At 69.7% G+C, this 18483-nt stretch carries 2 protein-coding genes and 1 pseudogene; all 3 read left to right on the forward strand.

The window, feature by feature from the left end; genetic code table 11:
• Positions 1-137: 137 nt before the first annotated feature.
• Positions 138-12332, forward strand: a pseudogene (locus tag QEG98_RS23315) (amino acid adenylation domain-containing protein); the annotation flags it as partial.
• Positions 12333-12436: 104 nt separating this feature from the next.
• Positions 12437-14311, forward strand: a complete 1875-nt coding sequence (locus QEG98_RS23320; protein WP_316562866.1) for a non-ribosomal peptide synthetase — start codon at positions 12437-12439, stop codon at positions 14309-14311.
• Positions 14304-18464: an amino acid adenylation domain-containing protein gene (locus QEG98_RS23325; protein ID WP_316562867.1), complete on the forward strand. Its 4161-nt coding sequence runs from the start codon at positions 14304-14306 to the stop codon at positions 18462-18464. The genes QEG98_RS23320 and QEG98_RS23325 overlap by 8 nt, the downstream gene beginning before the upstream one ends.
• The last annotated feature ends 19 nt before the right edge of the window (positions 18465-18483 follow it).

An 18483-nucleotide genomic window follows, 5' to 3' on the forward strand; every position in this document is an offset into this window, starting at 1 on the left:
CTGGCGTGGGCCGTTCTACCGCTGCCCCGTTCCTCGCCCTCAATTCTTCGCCAGCCGGTTCTCACCCAGACATGACCGCTGAATCCTTCGTCTTCCCCGTCTCCTTCGCGCAGCAGCGGCTGTGGTTCCTCCATCTGATGCAGCCGGAGAACCCGAGCTACCACATCGCTGGCGCGGTCCGGCTCGGCGGCACGCTCGACACGGCCGCGCTCCAGCGCGCCTTCGACGTCCTGGTGGAACGGCACGAATCGCTCCGCACCACCTTCGCGCAGGAAGAGGGCCAGCCGGTTCAGGTCGTCGCGCCCGAAGGCACCGCGTCCTTCGCCGTCACCGACCTGTCGTCACTGCCGCGGGACGGGCGCGAGGCGGAAGCACGGCGGCTCGCCACCGAGGAGATTCGCCAACCCTTCGACCTGATGAAGGGCCCGCTGCTGCGCACGCGGTTGCTGCGGCTGGCGGACACCGACCACGTCCTGGTGCTGACGATGCACCACATCATCTCGGACGGGGCGTCGCTGGGCATCCTCATCCACGAGATGACGCAGCTCTACGGCGCGTTCATCACCCAGCGAGAGCCGGAGCTGCCCGAGCTGCCCATCCAGTACGCGGACTACGCGGAGTGGCAGCGCGAGTGGATGGCGACAGAAGGCGCGCTCGACGCGCACGTGGCGTACTGGAAGCAGCAGCTCGCGGGCGCGCCCGTGTTGCAGCTCCCCACGGACCGTCCGCGCCCCGCCGTCCAGACGCAGCGCGGGGACGCCCTGCCCCTGCACCTGCCGACCGCGCTGGTGCAGGCGCTCCAGCAGGTGGGCCAGCGTGAGAACGCCACCCTCTTCATGACGGTGCTGGCCGCGTTCCAGGCCCTGCTGTCGCGCTACACGCACCAGACGGACATCCTGGTCGGCGCGCCGCAAAACAGCCGCAACCGGGTCCAGACGGAGAGCCTCATCGGCTTTTTCGTCAATACGCTGGTGCTGCGCGCGGACCTGTCCGGCAACCCGTCCTTCCGCGAGCTGCTCCAGCGCGTGCGGGAGGCGACGCTGGGCGCCTATGCGCACCAGGACATCCCGTTCGAGAAGCTGGTGGAGGCGGTGCAACCCGCCCGCAACCTGGCCTACACGCCGCTGTTCCAGGCCGCGTTCAATTTCCAGGGCACGGCGGGCCAGGCGCTGGCCCTGCCCGGCGTCACCATCCAGCAGTTGGACCTGCAACCGGGGACGTCGAAGTTCGACGTGACGCTGGACCTCCAGGAGACCCCGGACGGCCTGCGCGGCTTCGTCGAGTACAACAGTGACCTCTTCGACCGCGCGACCATGGAGCGCTTCGCGGGGCACTTCCAGACGCTGCTCGCGGGCGTCGCGGCCAACGCGGCGCTGCGCCTGGACGCGCTGCCGTTGCTCACGTCGCCCGAGCGGCACCAGCTCCTCGATGTCTGGCCCACGCTGAAGTCCTTCCCGGGCACGGACACCCTGCACGGCCGCTTCGAGGCCCAGGTGCGCCAGCGCCCCGACGCCATCGCCGTGGTCGCCGATGGAGAGCGACTCACCTACGCGGAGCTGGACCGACGGGCCAACCAACTGGCCCATGCGCTGATCGCGCGTGGCGTCCAGCCCGATGGATTGGTGGGCCTCTGCGTGGAGCGCTCCCTGGCCACGGTGGTGGGCATCCTCGGCATCCTGAAGGCGGGAGCCGCCTACGTGCCGCTCGACCCGACCTATCCCGCGGACCGTCTGGCCTTCATGGTGGCGGACAGCCAGATGTCACTGGTGGTGACGCAGCGGCCCCTCATCGACCGCCTGCCCACCGAGGGCGCGGCGCTGCTCATCCTGGATGAAGCCGCCGAGGAACTGGCGCGGCAGCCCCCCCACTCGCCCGGACTCGCGACGACGCGGGAGCAGCTTGCGTACGTCATCTACACCTCGGGCTCCACCGGCCTGCCCAAGGGTTCCCTGCTTCCGCACGGCAACGTGATGCGCCTGTTCGAGGCGACGGAGCACTGGTTCCACTTCAACGAGAACGACGCGTGGACACTGTTCCACTCATACGCGTTCGACTTCTCCGTCTGGGAGCTCTGGGGCGCCCTGCTCTACGGCGGCCGGGTGGTGGTGGTGCCCTACCTCGTCTCGCGCTCGCCGGATGCCTTCTTCCGCTTGCTGAGCGATGAGCGCGTCACGGTGCTGAACCAGACGCCCGCGGCCTTCCGTCAGCTCATCCAGGCCGAGGAGCGCCTGGGCGCGGAGGCGCCGCCCCTGTCGCTGCGCTACGCCGTCTTCGGCGGCGAGGCCCTGGAGCCAGCCACGCTGGTGCCCTGGTTCCGCAAGCACGGGGACACCCAGCCGCGGCTCATCAACATGTACGGCATCACCGAGACGACGGTGCACGTCACCTACCGTCCCATGGATGCCGCCGAGGCGGAGCGCACGCAGCAGAGCCCCATTGGCGTCGCGATTCCCGACCTCCAGCTCTACGTGCTGGACGCGCGGCTGGAGCCAGCGCCCATTGGCGTGGCGGGTGAAATCTTCGTCGGTGGCGCGGGCCTCGCACGTGGCTACCTGGGCCGGCCGCAGCTCACGGCGGAGCGCTTCGTCCCCCACCCGTTCAGCCGCGAGCCCGGTGCCCGGCTCTACCGCACGGGCGACCTGGCGCGCTTCACCGCGGACGGTCAGCTCGAGTACCTGGGCCGCATCGACCACCAGGTGAAGATTCGCGGCTTCCGCATCGAGCTGGGCGAAATCCAGACGGTGCTCAGCCTGCACCCGGCGGTGCGTGAGGCGCTGGTGCTCGTGCGTGAGAGCTCGCCCGGGAACAAGTCCCTGGTGGCCTACGTCGCGTCGTCCGAACAGCCGCCGCCCAGCGTCAACGAGCTGCGCCAGCATCTGCTCGGCAAGCTGCCGGACTACATGGTCCCCAGCGCCTTCGTGATGCTGGAGCGCTTCCCGCTCACGGCGAACGGCAAGGTGGACCGCAAGGCCCTGCCAGAGCCCGAGGGCGCCCGCGCGGACCTGGCCGACCCGTACGTCGCGCCCCGGACAAAGGCGGAGGAAGCCCTCTGCGCCATCTGGGCGCAGGTGCTGGAGGTCCCGCGCGTGGGCATCCATGACAACTTCTTCGCGCTGGGAGGCGACTCCATCCTGAGCATCCAGGTGCTCACGCTGGCGCAGAAGCAGGACATCCGCTTCTCGTTGCAGCAGCTCTTCCAGCACCAGACGGTGGCGGAGCTGGCGGAGGCCGCCGGGAAGGCGGAGCCCGCGCGTGAGGTCTTCCCGCGCACCGAGCCCTTCAGCCTCATCTCCGCCGAGGACCGGGCGAAGGTGCCCGAAAGCGTGGAGGACGCCTACCCACTGGCCCGCATCCAGGCCGGAATGCTCTTCCACATGGAGCTGGCGCCCACCTCGAACATCTACCACAACACGGACAGCTTCCATCTGCGCCTGAAGGCACCGTTCGATGCCGCGCGCTTCGTGGAAGCCGTGCAGGTGGTGACGGCACGACAGCCCGTGCTGCGGACGGCGTTCGACATGACGTCGTACAGCGAGCCGTTGCAGCTGGTGCACCGCGAGGCCCAGCTCTCCGTCGAGGTCACCGACGTCCGCCACCTGTCCACCGAGGCGCAGGACGCCGAGGTCCGCAAGCTGTTGGAGGACGAGAAGCAGCAACACTTCGACCTCGCGCGCCCGCCGCTGCTGCGCTTCTTCATCCACCTCCGTGGTGACCGGGACTTCCAGTTCACGCTCACGGAGTGCCACGCCATCATCGACGGCTGGAGCCTCCACTCCACGCTGGTGGAGATGTTCAACCACTACTACGCGCTGGTGAATCACCAGGAGCCGCCGCGCTTCGAGCCGCTGAGCATCACCTACCGCGACTTCGTGGCCATGGAGCGGCAGGCCCTCGCGTCCGAGGACCACCAACGCTACTGGCGCGAGCTGCTGGAGGGCGGACAGGTCATGCGCGTGCCGCGCTGGCGCCGTCCACTGGCGGAGGGTGAGCCGCGCATCGCCACGGTGAAGGTGCCCATCTCCCCCGAAGTGAGTGAGGGCCTGAATGCCCTGACGCGGACCGCGGGCGTGCCCTTCAAGAGCATCCTGCTCGCGTCGCACCTCAAGGTGATGAGCGTGCTGAGTGGCCAGGAGGACGTCATCACCGGCACGGGCGTCAACAGCCGCCCCGAGGAAGGCGATGGCTCGAAGCTGCGCGGCATCTTCCTCAACACGGTTCCCTTCCGCCTGAAGCTGGTCCCGGGCAGTTGGCTGTCGCTGGTCCGCGCAGCCTTCGACGCGGAGCGCGCGCTCTACCCGTACCGCCGTTACCCCATGGCGGAGATTCAGCGGCAGTGGGGCCGCGAGACGCTCTACGAAGTCATGTTCAACTACATGCACTTCCACGTCCTCCACGACATCGCGGGCACGCTCGCGGAGCTGGAGGCGCTGAGCACCCTCCGCTCAGAGGGCACCAACGTCACCCTCGCCGTCCACTTCCAGACCGAGCCCCACACGCAGGAGCTCACGCTGGAGCTGGACTACAACGCCGTCGAGCTGGACCACGCCCAGGTGGAACAGATTGGCGCGTGCTTCGCGCGCGTCCTCCACGCGCTGGCCTTCGAGGCCGAGGCTCCGCACCACACCTCCAGCCCGCTGCCCGCCGACGTGCAGCGCCGGATGCTGGTGGAGTGGAACGACACCGCCACCGCGCTGCCCATGGAGCCCACGTTCCTCTCCCACTTCGAGGCTCGCGCCGCCGCCGCGCCGGATGCGCTCGCCGTGGTCGATGGCGAACGGACGCTGACGTACCGGGAGCTGGACACGCGCGCCAACCAGCTCGCGCATCATCTGCTGTCGCTGGGCGCGAGCCCGGAGCGCGTGGTGGCGCTCGGCCTGGACCGCTCCGTCGAGTTGGTCACCAGCCTGCTGGCAACGCTCAAGGCCGGCGCGGCCTACCTGCCGCTGGACCCGAGCTACCCCGCCGAGCGCCTGGCCTACATGCTGTCCGATTCGCGCGCCGTGGTGCTGCTCACCACGAAGACGCAAGAGGCCACGTTCACGGGCGCCAGCGTACCTCGGCTCCTGGTGGAGCAGGAAGCAGTCCGGCTGGCGACGTTGCCGACGGAGGCACCGGCTTCGACCGCCTCTGGGGACTCCCTGGCGTACGTCATCTACACCTCGGGCTCCACGGGTCTGCCCAAGGGCACGCTGCTCACACAGCGAGGGCTGCTCAACTACCTGACGTGGGCCCAGGACGCCTACGCGATGAAGCCGGGCCAGGGCTCGCTGGTCCACACGTCCATCGCGTTCGACGCCACCATCACCAGCCTCCTCACGCCGCTGCTCGCGGGGGGAACCGTTCACCTGGTGCCGTCGGGGCGAGAGGTGGAAGCGCTCGCGCTCGCGCTCCAGCAGCCGCGAGGGCATGACCTGGTCAAGCTCACGCCAGCTCACCTCCAGGTGCTGTCCGGGCTCATGACGCCGGAGGCGCTGTCGGAGCTGACTGGCACCTTCGTCGTGGGTGGCGAGGCCTTGCCGCCCTCCACCGTCGCCTTCTGGCGGAAGCACGCGCCCCAGGTCCGAATCATCAACGAGTACGGCCCCACGGAGACGGTGGTCGGCTGCTCCACCCATGACGTCAGCACGGGTGAGTTGCCCGACGGCGTCGTCCCCATCGGCCGCCCCATCGCCAACACGGCGCTCTACGTGCTGGACGCGCGCATGCAGCCAGTGCCCGTGGGTGTCTCGGGCGAGCTTTACATCGGAGGCACCGGCGTGGCGCGCGGCTACCTGGGCCGCCCCGCCCTCACGGCCGAGCGCTTCGTGCCGGACCCGTTCGGTCAGAGTCCGGGACAGCGCCTCTACCGCACGGGGGACCAGGCCCGCTTCCTGCCGGACGGCACGCTGGAGTTCCTCGGACGCCGTGATGGACAGGTGAAGCTGCGCGGCTATCGCATCGAGCTGGGCGAAATCGAAGCCACCCTCCGTCAGCACGCGTCCGTGCGGGACGCGGTCGTCATCGTGCGCGAAGACGTCCCTGGGGACCAGCGGCTGGCCGCCTACGTCATCCCGCACACGGACACGGCAGCGGATACGGCCGGCGTGCGCACCTTCCTTCAGCAGCGGCTCCCCGAGCACATGGTGCCCGCCGCCCTGGTCACGCTGGAGGCCCTGCCGCTCACGGCCAATGGCAAGGTGGACCGCAAGGCCCTGCCCGTCCCCGACGGCCTGCTCGCCTCCGAGTCCCGCGCGACGCCGCGAAACGGCACCGAGGAGTTGATGGCCAGCATCTGGTCGGACGTGCTGCGCACGAACCAGGCGGGCATCCACGACCACTTCTTCGACCTGGGCGGCCACTCGCTGCTGGCCACGCGCGTGGTGTCGCGGATTCGCGAGGCCTTCGGCGTGGAGTTGCCCATCGCCGCGCTCTTCGAGGCGCCCACCATCGCCACGCTGTCGGAGCGCGTCCAGGTGCTCCAGGCCCTGCAGGCCGGTGACGCACCGCCCCCGCCGCTCCAGCCCTCCTCCCGCGACGGCGAGCTGCCCCTGTCCTTCGCACAGCAGCGGCTCTGGTTCCTGTACCAGATGGAGCCGGACAGCCCCTTCTACAACATGCCCGCCGTCATCCGGCTGACGGGCGCGTTGGACCCAGACACCGTGCAGCGCTGCCTGGAGGCGCTCATCCGCCGCCACGAGTCGCTGCGCACGACGTTCCGGATGAATGGCCAGACGCCCGTCCAGGTCATCCACCCGCCCGCGGCACCGAAGGTGGAGACCGCCGACCTGCGCGGCCTTCCACTGGAGCGCCGTGAAGTCGAAGCACGCCGCCTTTCGGACGAAGAGGCCCGCCGTCCCTTCGACCTGACTCGTGGCCCGCTCTGCCGGATGGGGCTCATCCAACTGGATGACCAGGAGCACCTGCTGCTGCTGACCCTGCACCACATCATCGCCGACGGGTGGTCGCTGTCAGTGCTCGTCCGCGAGGTCGCCGAGCTCTACGGCGCCCTGTCCGCGGGCCAGCCGCCGCCGCTGGCCGCCCTGCCAGTCCAGTATGCGGACTACGCGCGGTGGCAGCGGGAGTGGCTGTCGGGCCCCGTGCTGGAACGGCAGCTCGACTACTGGAAGCAGCGGCTCGCCGGGGCTCCGCCCAACCTGGACCTCCCCACCGACCGTCCACGGCCACCCGTGCAGAGCTTCCGCGGCGCCACGCACCAGGGCGTGCTGCTGCCCGTGGACGCGGCCAAGGCGTTGCAGGCGCTCTGCCGGAAGGAGAGCGTCACCCCGTTCATGGCGGTGATGGCGGCCTTCCAGGCGCTGATACACCGGTACACCGGCGAGACGGACATCGTCGTCGGCACGGACATCGCCAACCGCAACCGCTCCGGCACTGAAGGGCTCATCGGCTTCTTCGTCAACCAGCTCGTCATGCGCGGCGACCTGAGCGGGGACCCCAGCTACCGGGCCCTGCTGGCGCAGACGCGGCGGGTGGCGCTCGATGCCTACGCGCACCAGGACCTCCCCTTCGAGGAACTCGTGAAGGCGCTCAACCCGGAGCGCGACCTCAGCTACTCGCCGCTGTTCCAGGTGAAGCTCATCCTCCAGAACGCCCCCTCCTCCGACCTCCACCTGGACGGGCTGACGCTGCGCGAGGAGACCAGCACCACCGGCGCCGCCAAGTTCGACATGACGTGGGTGGCCACGGAGACCGCGCAGGGCCTGGAGTGTCTGTGCGAGTACAGCACCGACCTGTTCGACGCTGCCACCATCGACCGGATGATGGGCAACCTGCGTGAGCTGCTCCTGGGCGCCCTGGCCGTTCCAGACGAGCGCGTCTCCCGCCTCCCGCTGCTGTCCCAGGCGGAGCGGCAGCAGTCGCTGCTGGCGTGGAACGCCACCGCCACGCCCCGAAGCCCGGGCCTCTGCGCGCATCACGTCTTCGAGCAACAGGCGGCGCGGACGCCAGACGCGGTGGCTGTGTCCTTCGAGGGACGGCAGCTCACCTACCGCGAGCTGGACGCGCGGGCGAACCAGCTCGCCTGGCACCTGAAGGCGTCCGGCGTGGGCCCCGAGGTCCGCGTGGGCCTGTGCGTGGACCGCTCGCTGGAGCTGGTGGTGGGCATCCTGGGCATCCTCAAGGCCGGCGGCGCGTGGCTGCCACTGGACCCGTCGTATCCGGTGGAGCGGCTGACGCTGATGATGCGCGACGCGGCCATCCCAGTGCTCGTCACGCAGGAGCACCTGGCGGATGAGCTTCCCGCGCTTGGGCTGCTGGTCTGCCTGGATACGGACTGGCCGCTCATCGCCAGCCAACCGCAGACGCCGCTCGCGGTGGAGATGTCCCAGGACAACCTCGCGTACATCATCTTCACGTCGGGCTCGACGGGTCGCCCCAAGGGCACGCTGCTGACGCACCGGGGATTGTGCAACACGGCGCTGGCCGCCATCCAGGCCCACCGCGTCCACGAGAAGAGCCGCGTGCTTCAGTTCGCCGCCTTCGGCTTCGACGCGTCGGTGTGCGAGGTGTTCTCCACGCTGCTCGCGGGCGCGCAGCTCTGCCTCGCTCCCCGGGACGCCATCATGCCCGGCGCGCCGCTCCAGGGCCTGTTGACCACGCAAGAGATAACAGGCGTCACGCTGACGCCGTCAGTGCTGGTGCAGCTGGAGCCGGAGACGTTGCCGAAGCTGGAGTCCGTCGTCTCCGCGGGCGAGGCCTGCTCGCCGGAGCTGGCGCGCCGGTGGCTGAAGTCCTGCCGCTTCATCAACGCGTACGGCCCCACCGAGGCGACCATCTGCGCCTCGGTGGACGAGGCCGTGGACCCCGACCGGCTGGGCATCGGCCGTGCGTGGGCCAACGTCCGGCTCTACGTGCTGGATGGCCAGATGCAGCCGGTGCCCGTGGGCGTACCGGGTGAGCTGTTCATCGGCGGCGCGGGCGTCGCTCGCGGATACCTGGGCCGGCCGGACCTGAGCGCCGAGCGCTTCGTGCCGGACCCGTTCACGGTGGAGCCCGGAGGACGGCTGTACCGAACGGGAGACCGGGTGCGCTGGCTGGCCGAAGGGCGGCTGGAGTTCCTGGGCCGCCTGGACCACCAGGTGAAGCTGCGTGGCTTCCGCATCGAGCTGGGCGAAATCGAAGCGGCGCTGGCCGAGCACCCGGAGGTTCAGGACGCCGCGGTGCTGGTACGGAAGGAGGCACCGGGCCGCAAGCAACTGGTGGCCTACGTCGTCGCTGACGATGTGGAGCAACCGCCCGAACAGGACGCCCTGCGCCGGGCCCTGGAGTCACGCCTTCCCGAGTACATGGTGCCGTCTGCCTTCATCATGCTGAAGGCCATGCCGCTGACGCCCAGCGGCAAGGTGGACCGCAAGGCCCTGCCCTCGCTGGCGCAGGAGCAGGTGAAGCGCGAGCACGTCCACGTCGCGCCTCGCAACCCGGTGGAGCAGACGCTGGCGGACATCTGGGCGACGGTGCTGTCCCGCGAGCGCGTCAGCATCCACGACAACTTCTTCGAGCTGGGTGGCGACTCCATCATCAGCATCCAGGTCATCGCGCGGGCGCTGGAGGCCGGGCTTCACATCAGCCCCCGTCAGTTCTTCCAGTACCAGACCATCGCCGCCTTGGCCCCGCACGTGGGTCAGGCCCAGGTGGTGGAGAGCGAGCAGGGACCGGTGACGGGCCCCGTCCCGCTCACGCCCATCCAGCACTGGTTCTTCGAGTGGCAACTCCCGCACCTCCATCACTACAACCAGTCGCTGCTGCTGGGACTGCGTCAGCCCGTCGCCGCGTCCGTTCTCCAGGACGCACTGCGGGCCCTGGTCGCGCACCATGACGCGCTCCGCCTGCGCTTCGAACGGACCACCGACGGCTGGCGTCAGGAGAGCCTGGGGCTCGACAGCACCGTGACGCTGCGCGAGGTGGACCTGTCTGGACTGGACGAGGCCGCGCAGCGCGCCGCATTGGAGGAAGAAGGCCTGCGTGCCCAGGCGGGCTTCCGGCTGGAGGAGGCTCCGCTGGTGGCGGCCGTGCGCTTCCACCTGGGTCCGCAGCGGGGTGACCGGTTGCTGCTCGGCATCCACCACCTCGCGGTGGATGCCGTGTCCTGGCGCGTGCTGCTCATGGACCTGGAGACGGCGTGCCAGCAGCTCAGCCAGGGGCAGCCGGTGGCGCTGCCTCCGAAGACGACGTCCTTCCAGGCCTGGGCTCGCCGCTTGGAGTCCTTCGCGGCCAGCACGGAGCTGGAGCACGAGGCCGACTACTGGCTGAGCCAGGGTGAAGACACGGCACCGCTCCCCGTGGACACCACGGACGGCGATAACACCTTGGCGTCCGCGCGCACGTTGACGGTGGCGTTGGAGGCCGAGGAGACCCGGCTCCTGCTTCAGGAGGTGCCGACGGCCTGGCGTGCCCGCATCGACGAGGTGCTGCTGACGGCGCTCGCGCAGACACTCTCCACCTGGACGGGACAGCGCCGGCTGCGTGTCCAACTGGAAGGCCACGGCCGCGAGGACCTGTTCGACGGCGTGGACCTGAGCCGCACCGTGGGCTGGTTCACCAGCGCCTACCCGGTGACGCTGGAGCTGCCCCGGGATGGCAGCGTGGGTGACGAACTCCGCGCCGTGCGTGATTCCTTGCGGCAGGTGCCGCGCAAGGGCCTGGGCTACGGGCTGGTGCGTTACCTGCGCCAGGACGAGCGAGGCACCCGGCTCCGTGCGCAGCCGGAAGCGCCGGTTGCCTTCAACTACCTGGGCCAGCTCGACTCAGCCCTGCCCACCTCGTCGCTGCTGGCGCCCGCGGACGAGCCCTTCGGCGCGCAGCAGGGGGCGCTCGGCCAGCGGCGGCAGGTGCTGGAGGTGAATGCACACGTCCTGGGCGGCAAGCTGGAGGTGTCCTTCACCTACAGCGAGGCGCTGCATCAGCGCACCACGGTGGGCGCACTGGCACAGGGCTACGTCCACGCGCTCCGGGCCTTGGTGGATCAGCGGCGCGGCGAGGACGCGACGCGGTTCTCCCCCGTGGACTTCCCGCTGGCGAAGGTGACGCAGGCCACGCTGAACGGCCTGATGCAGTCACACCCGGAGATGGAGGACCTCTACCCGCTGTCTCCCATGCAGCAGGGCATGCTCTTCCACGCCATGCTCGACCCGGGCTCGGGGATGTACTTCGAGCGCGCGGCGTGGACGCTGGACGCGGACCTCAACCGCGAGGCGCTGCGCGAGGCCTGGCAGCAGGTGATGGCGCGCTACCCCATCCTCCGCACCAGCTTCGTGGGTGAGGAACTGGAAGCGCCGCTCCAGCTCGTGAACCGCAAGTCCGTGCTGCCGTGGGAGGAGCAGGACTGGAGCCACCTGTCCGGGCCGGAGCAGCAGACCCGGCTGTCGGCCTGGATGGACGCGGACCGGGCACGCGGCTTCAACTTGAAACAGGCGCCGCTGATGCGCGTGGGCGTCCTGCGCCTGGGCGTTCGGACGTGGCGCGTGGTGTGGAGCTTCCACCACTTGCTGCTCGATGGTTGGAGCGTGGGCCGCGTCCTCAACGAGATGCTGGCCATCTACGACGCGCAGCTCCGTCAGCAGCCAATGCGTCTGGAACAGCCGCCCATGTTCCGCGACTACATCGCCTGGCTCCAGAGCCGGGAGATTTCGCAGGCGGAGACCTGGTGGAAGCAGGCACTGCGAGGCTTCGGCGAGCCCACGCCCCTCCCCGGTGAAACGGGAGGCCAGGCGCGCACCGCTGCGCAGGTCATGGGCGAGCGCAAGGTCCACGTGTCCGCCGAGGTGACGGAGCAGCTCCGCGCCTTCTCGCGGCGACACCAGGTGACGCTCAGCACGCTGGTCCAGGCAGCCTGGGCCCTGGTGCTCGGACGTCACGCGGGCCAGGACGACGTTGTCTTCGGCGTCACCGTCGCGGGCCGTCCGCCGGAGCTGCCCGGCGTGGAGCAGATGGTGGGCCTGTTCATCAACACGCTGCCGGCCCGCGTGTCGCTGCCGGCCCAGAGCAAGGTGGTGGACTGGCTGAAGGCGCTCCAGGCGTGGCAGGTGGAGCGAGCTCCGTTCGAGTACGCGCCGCTGGTGAAGGTCCAGGGCTGGAGCCCCGTGCCGCGTGGCACCCCGCTCTTCGAGAGCCTCGTCGTCTTCGAGAACTACCCCGTGGAGGACTCGGTGCGGCAGGGCGCGGGCGCGCTGGAGGTGCGCGACGTCACCGCCCAGGAGCGCACCAACTATCCGCTGACGCTCTCCGCGCATGCGGACAAGCAGCTGATGCTGAACCTGGACTTCGAGTCTCCGCGCCTCGGCGTGGAGGCCATGGAGCGGCTGCTGGAGCAGCTCCAGACGGTCCTGGTGGGCATCCTCGACGCGGAGGACAAGCACCTGTGGGAGCTGTCGCTGCTCACGCAGGAGGCCCGTCGCGAGGTGCTGTTCGACTGGAACGACACGCAGGTGCCTGGACTGGGCGCGTGCCTCCACGAGCTCTTCGAGGCACAGGCCCAGCGGACGCCGGACGCGGTCGCCGTGGTCGCGCCGGAGGCGGCTCGCTCACGTACGGGCAGCTCGACGCGAAGGCGAACCAGCTCGCGCACCACCTGCGCGCCCGGGGCATTGGCCCCGAAGTGCTGGTGGGCGTGTGCCTGGAGCGGACGCCGGAGCTGCTGGTGGCGCTGCTGGGCATCCTCAAGGCGGGCGGCGCCTACGTCCCGCTCGATCCCACCTACCCGGCCGAGCGACTGGCGCGCATGGCCTCCGAGGCCCGGCTCTCCCTGTTGCTCACCCAGCAGTCCCTGGTGGAGACCTTCGCCAACCCGGAGGTGTCGCTCTACCTGCTGGACACGGAGGCACCAGCCCGCGCCGCGCAGTCCACCCAGGCCCCCACGCGGCTCAACACGCTGGACGGCCTGGCGTACGTCGTCTTCACCTCCGGCTCCACGGGCACGCCCAAGGGCGTGATGATCTCCCACCGGAGCTGGACCAACGCGTACCTCGGCTGGGAGCGGAGCTACGGGCTGAGGGAGCACTGCCGCAGCCACCTGCAGATGGCCAGCTTCTCCTTCGACGTGTTCGCGGGAGACCTGTCCCGAGCGCTGTGCTCGGGCGGCAAGCTGGTGCTCTGCCCGCGGGAGTGGCTGCTCGAACCGCCCCGCCTGCTCGCGCTGATGAAGGAGCAGGCCGTGGACTGCGCCGAGTTCGTCCCCGCCGTGCTGCGCGGGCTGCTCCAGCACCTGGAGGAGACGGGTCAGACGCTGGACTTCATGCGCGTGCTCGTGGCCGGCTCCGACGCCTGGTACGTGAACGAGTACCACCGGCTCCAAGCCGTCATCGGCGACGACACGCGGCTCATCAACTCGTATGGCGTCAGCGAGGCGACCATCGACAGCACGTGGTTCGAAAGCGGCGACCTGGGCCCCGGCGACACGCAGCTGGTCCCCATTGGCCGGCCCTTCGCCAACAACCGCCTCTACGTGTTGGACGCGCACCAGCAGCCGGTGCCCGCCGGCATCGCGGGCGAGCTCTTCATCGGCGGCGAGGGCGTGGCGCGCGGATACTGCCACCGCCCCGACCTGACCGCGGAGCGCTTCGTCCCCGACCCGTTCGCCACCGAGCCTGGTGCGCGGCTCTACCGAACGGGAGACCGGGCTCGGTACCTGCTGGGAGGCGACCTGGAGTTCCTCGGCCGGGCGGACACGCAGGTGAAGCTGCGCGGCTTCCGCGTCGAGCTGGGCGAAATCGAGTCCGCGCTCGGCAAGCACCCTGCCGTCCAGGGCGCGGTGGTGCTGCTGCGCGAGGACCCGGGGACACCCCGTCGGCTCGTCGCCTACGTGGTGGGCTCGGACCTTCGCGACACGGCGGTGCTCCGCGACCACCTGAGGGAGAGACTGCCCGACTACATGGTGCCGGCCGTCTTCGTGCGCCTGGAGTCCATTCCCCTGAGTCCGAACGGCAAGGTGGACCGCAAGGCCTTCCCTGCGCCGGACGCAACGCAGCGCACGGGCGAGCAGCAGCTCGTCGAACCGCGCTCGGAGACGGAGGCGAGCCTGCTCGCGCTCTGGAAGGACGTGCTGGGCCAGACGTCGCTGGGCGTCACGGACGACTTCTTCGACGTGGGCGGGCACTCGCTGCTGGCCACGCAGATCATCTCGCGCACCAACGCGATGTTCCAGGTGACGCTGCCGCTGCGCGCCCTCTTCGAGCACCCCACCATCGCGGGGATGGCGGAGCAGGTGGTGCTCGCGCAGTTGGAAGGCGTGGATGAAGCCGCGCTGGCCTCCGCCATGGAGGAAGTCGGCGACCTTTCGGACGCGGACCTGGAGAAGCTCCTGGAGGGGACGAATGAGTGACCTGCTCAAGAAGCTCGCGGGCCTCTCCCCGGAGAAGCGCGAGGCGGTGCTCAAGAAGCTGCGACAGCAGAACGTGGTCGCCGCGCCGAAGGAAGAGGCACGCACGCCGGGCATCCCGCGCGTCTCACGGGAGCAGCCGCTGCCGCTCTCCTTCCCGCAGCGCCGGCTCTGGTTCCTGGACCAGTTCGAGCCCGGGACGCCCGCCTACAACATCCCGGAGTTCGTGCGCCTCACCGGGCCGCTCCACGTCCCCGCCCTGGAGCGTGCGCTGAACGAGGTCATCCGGCGCCACGAGGTGCTGCGCACGACCTTCGTCGCGAAGGACGGCGAACCCCACCAGCGCATCCTCCCGGAGCTGACGCTGTCGCTGGGCGTGCTGGACCTGAGCTACCTGCCAGACACCCAGCGCGAGCCCCTGTGCGAGGAGCTGGCGCTTCAGCTCGCGGGGACGTCCTTCGACCTCGCGGTGGGGCCGCTGCTCCACGCGAGGCTGGTGCGCATGGGCGACGAGGACCACGTCCTCCTGCTCGTCGTGCACCACATCGTGTCGGACGGCTGGTCCACCGGCATCTTCGTCCAGGAGCTGACGGCGCTTTATGCCGCCTTCTCCCAGGACATTCCGTCACCACTGCCGGAGCTCCCGCTCCAGTACGCGGACTTCGCGGCGTGGCAGCAGCAATGGATGCAGGGCGACGTACTGGCGTCACAGCTCGACTACTGGCGCCAGCAGCTCGAAGGAAGCGACAGCGCACTCAAGCTGCCCACCGACAGGCCACGCCCGCGCGTGCGCACCTACGCGGGTGGCAAACGGAGCTTCCAGGTCGCCCCTGCAGTGGCCCAGCAACTGAAGACGCTGGGGACGCAGGAGAAGGCGTCGCTCTACATGGTGCTGCTGGCAGCGCTCCAGACGCTGCTCCACCGCTACACGCGCGAGCCGCGCATCAGCGTCGGCACGTACATCGCGAACCGGAACCGGACGGAGGTGGAGCCGCTCATCGGCTTCTTCCTCAACACGCTCGTCATGCGCACGGGGCTCGAAGGCAATCCCACCTTCCGGGAGCTGCTGCGGCGCGTGGTGGACGTGACGCTGGGGGCTTACGGGCACCAGGACATCCCCTTCGAGAAGCTGCTGGAGGAGCTGGCGCCGTCGCGCGACACCAGCCACTCCCCCTTCTTCCAGGTGATGCTGGTGCTCCAGAACACGCCCACGCCCCCAGCCGAGCTGGGCGGGCTGCGCATGGAGTCCTTCAGCGTCTCGGGTGAAGCCTTCGCGCAGTTCGACCTGACGCTGTGGTTCTCCGAGGAGGCCGGTGGCCTGCAAGGCATCTGGGAATACAACCGGGACCTCTTCGACGCCTCCACCGTCGAGCGGATGGTCGCCCACTTCCAGACGCTGCTCGCGGGCATCGCCGCGAACCCGGCACAGCGGCTCATCGAGCTGCCGGTGCTTCCGGCGAATGAGCGTCAGCGCATCCTGCGTGACTGGAACCAGGCCCGGCTGGACGTGCCGCCGGGCACGTGCATCCATCACCTCATCGAGGCGCACGCAGCGCGCACACCCGACGCCATCGCCGTCACCGACCCCGAACGCCGGCTCACCTATGCACAGCTGAACGCGAAGGCCAACCAACTGGCGCACCACCTGCGCTCCGTGGGCGTGGGGCCCGAGCGAATCACCGGCGTCTTCCTGGACCGCTCCGTGGACATGGTGGTCGCGGTGCTCGCCGTCCTCAAGGCGGGCGGCGCCTACGTGCCGCTGGATCCGTCGTATCCGCCTGAGCGCACGGCGCTGATGCTCGCGGACAGCCGACCCGCGGTGCTCGTCACCCGAGAGGGACTCGCGTCCCTCCTGTCCGCGCCACTGCCCCCCGTGATGGCCATCGACACGGAAGCGGACGCCATCGCCGCGATGCCCACGACGACGCCCGAGGGCGGCGCGAGCCCGGAGCACCTCGCCTACGTGGTCTACACGTCAGGCTCTACGGGCCGCCCCAAGGGCGTGATGATTTCGCACCGGAGCTTCGCCAACGCCTACCTCGCCTGGGAGCGGGACTACCGGCTGCCCGAGCTGCGCGCCCACCTCCAGATGGCGAGCTTCTCCTTCGACGTGTTCTCCGGCGACCTCGCCCGGGCGCTCGGCTCAGGGAAGACGCTGGTGCTTTGCCCGCGCGAATGGCTGCTCGAGCCCGAGAAGCTCTACGGCTTGATGCAGCGCGAGCAGGTGGACAGCGGCGAGTTCGTCCCCGCCGTGGTCCGGCTGCTGATGGGGTACCTCCAGGAGCACGACCTGCGGCTGGACTTCATGCGCCTGCTCATCGTCGGCTCGGACACCTGGGACATGCGCGAGTACCACCAGCTCCGCGGCCTGTGCGGACCGGACACACGGCTGGTGAGCTCCTACGGCCTGAGCGAAGCCACCATCGACAGCACGTACTTCGAACAGCCCGAGCCCACGCCCAGCGAGCAGATCGTCCCCATCGGCCGGCCCTTCGCCAACACGCAGATGTACCTGCTGGACAGCGCGATGCAGCCGGTGCCCATCGGCATCTCGGGCGAACTCTTCGTGGGCGGTGACGGGCTCGCGCGTGGCTACTGGGGCCAGTCGAACCTGACCGCCGAGCGCTTCGTGCCCAATCCCTTCAGCGCCACACCGGGCGCCCGCCTGTACCGCACAGGCGACCTGGCCCGTTACACGGAGGACGGCACCCTCGCCTTCATCGGCCGCAACGACACGCAGGTGAAGATTCGCGGCCACCGCATCGAACTGGATGAAATCAAGGCGAAGCTGCTGGAGCACTCCGCGGTCCAGGCCGTGGAGCTGCTCGTGCACGAGGACGCTGGCAATAAGCAGCTCGTCGCCTATCTCACGCTCACTGCGCCAGACGTGGCCACGGCCGATGACTTACGGCAGCACCTCAAGAAGCACCTGCCGCCGTACATGGTGCCCGCGGCCTTCGTCATCCTTGCCGCCTTCCCGCTCACCCCCAACGGCAAGGTGGACCGCAAGGCCCTGCCCGCACCAGAGAGCGTCCGCCGCGACGCGCAGGACGGCTTCGTCGCTCCGCGCGACGAGGTGGAGACCCGGCTCGCGGCCATCTGGGAGGAGCTGCTGGCAGTGCGCCCCATTGGCGTGCACGACAACTTCTTCGACCAGGGCGGCCATTCACTGTTGGCCGTCCGGCTGATGGTGCGAATCCGTGAGCAGTTCAGCCGCGCCCTTCCGCTGTCGGTCCTCTTCCAGAACCCCGCGCTGGAGCAGCTCGCCAAGGCGCTTCACGAAGAGGCGTCGCCCGCGCCATGGTCGCCGCTGGTAACGCTCCAGCCGGGAGCCAATCGCCCCGCCCTGTTCTGCGTCCCGGGCGCCGGTGGAAACGCCGTCTACCTTCGCGAGCTGGCCCAGGCACTGGGCCCCACCCTGCCGGTGCATGCCTTCCAGGCACGCGGGCTGGATGGACGCGCGGAGCCGCACCGCTCCGTCGAGGAGATGGCCGCGTGCTACATCGAAGCGCTCAAGCAGGTGCAACCGCAGGGGCCATACCACCTGCTGGGCCACTCCTTCGGTAGCTGGGTCGCCTTCGAGATGGCGCAACAGCTCCGGAAGCAGGGCGAGTCGATTGCCTTCCTGGGCATCCTCAACACCACCGTCCCGGTGAACGAAGCCTCGCCGAGCGAGGCGCCCCCGTTCGACGACGCGGACTGGATGGCCTCCGTCGCGAGCACGGCGGGCCGTCTCTACGGCGTGGACCTGGGTATCTCCGCCGAGGCACTCCGGCCGTTGTCTGCCGAAGCACGCCGAGAGTACCTGACCCGCACGCTGGTCCAGGCGGGACTCCTCCCCGACGGCGCGGACAGCCAGCAGGTCCAAGGGTTCATCGACGTCTACAAGGCCGCGTACGAGATTGACTACGTCCCTCGGGACACGCTCCCCATTCCCGTCGCCCTCTTCCGGGCCCAGGAGCGGCACGAGGAAGACGGCATCGTCCCCGAGTCCTTCGCGGACGACCCGAGCTGGGGCTGGGGCCGCCACGCCTCCACGGCCGTCACGCCCGTGACGGTGCCAGGAGACCACATGACGATGCTGGCCGCGCCGCACGTCCAGGTGCTGGCGGAGCACGTGCGCCAGGGCCTCGTCCGGGCCGGAGCCATTCGATGACGGCGGCGCCGTCCTTCCC

Source organism: Myxococcus sp. MxC21-1 (assembly GCF_032612255.1).
In the GTDB taxonomy this organism is placed as follows: Bacteria; Myxococcota; Myxococcia; order Myxococcales; family Myxococcaceae; genus Myxococcus; species Myxococcus virescens.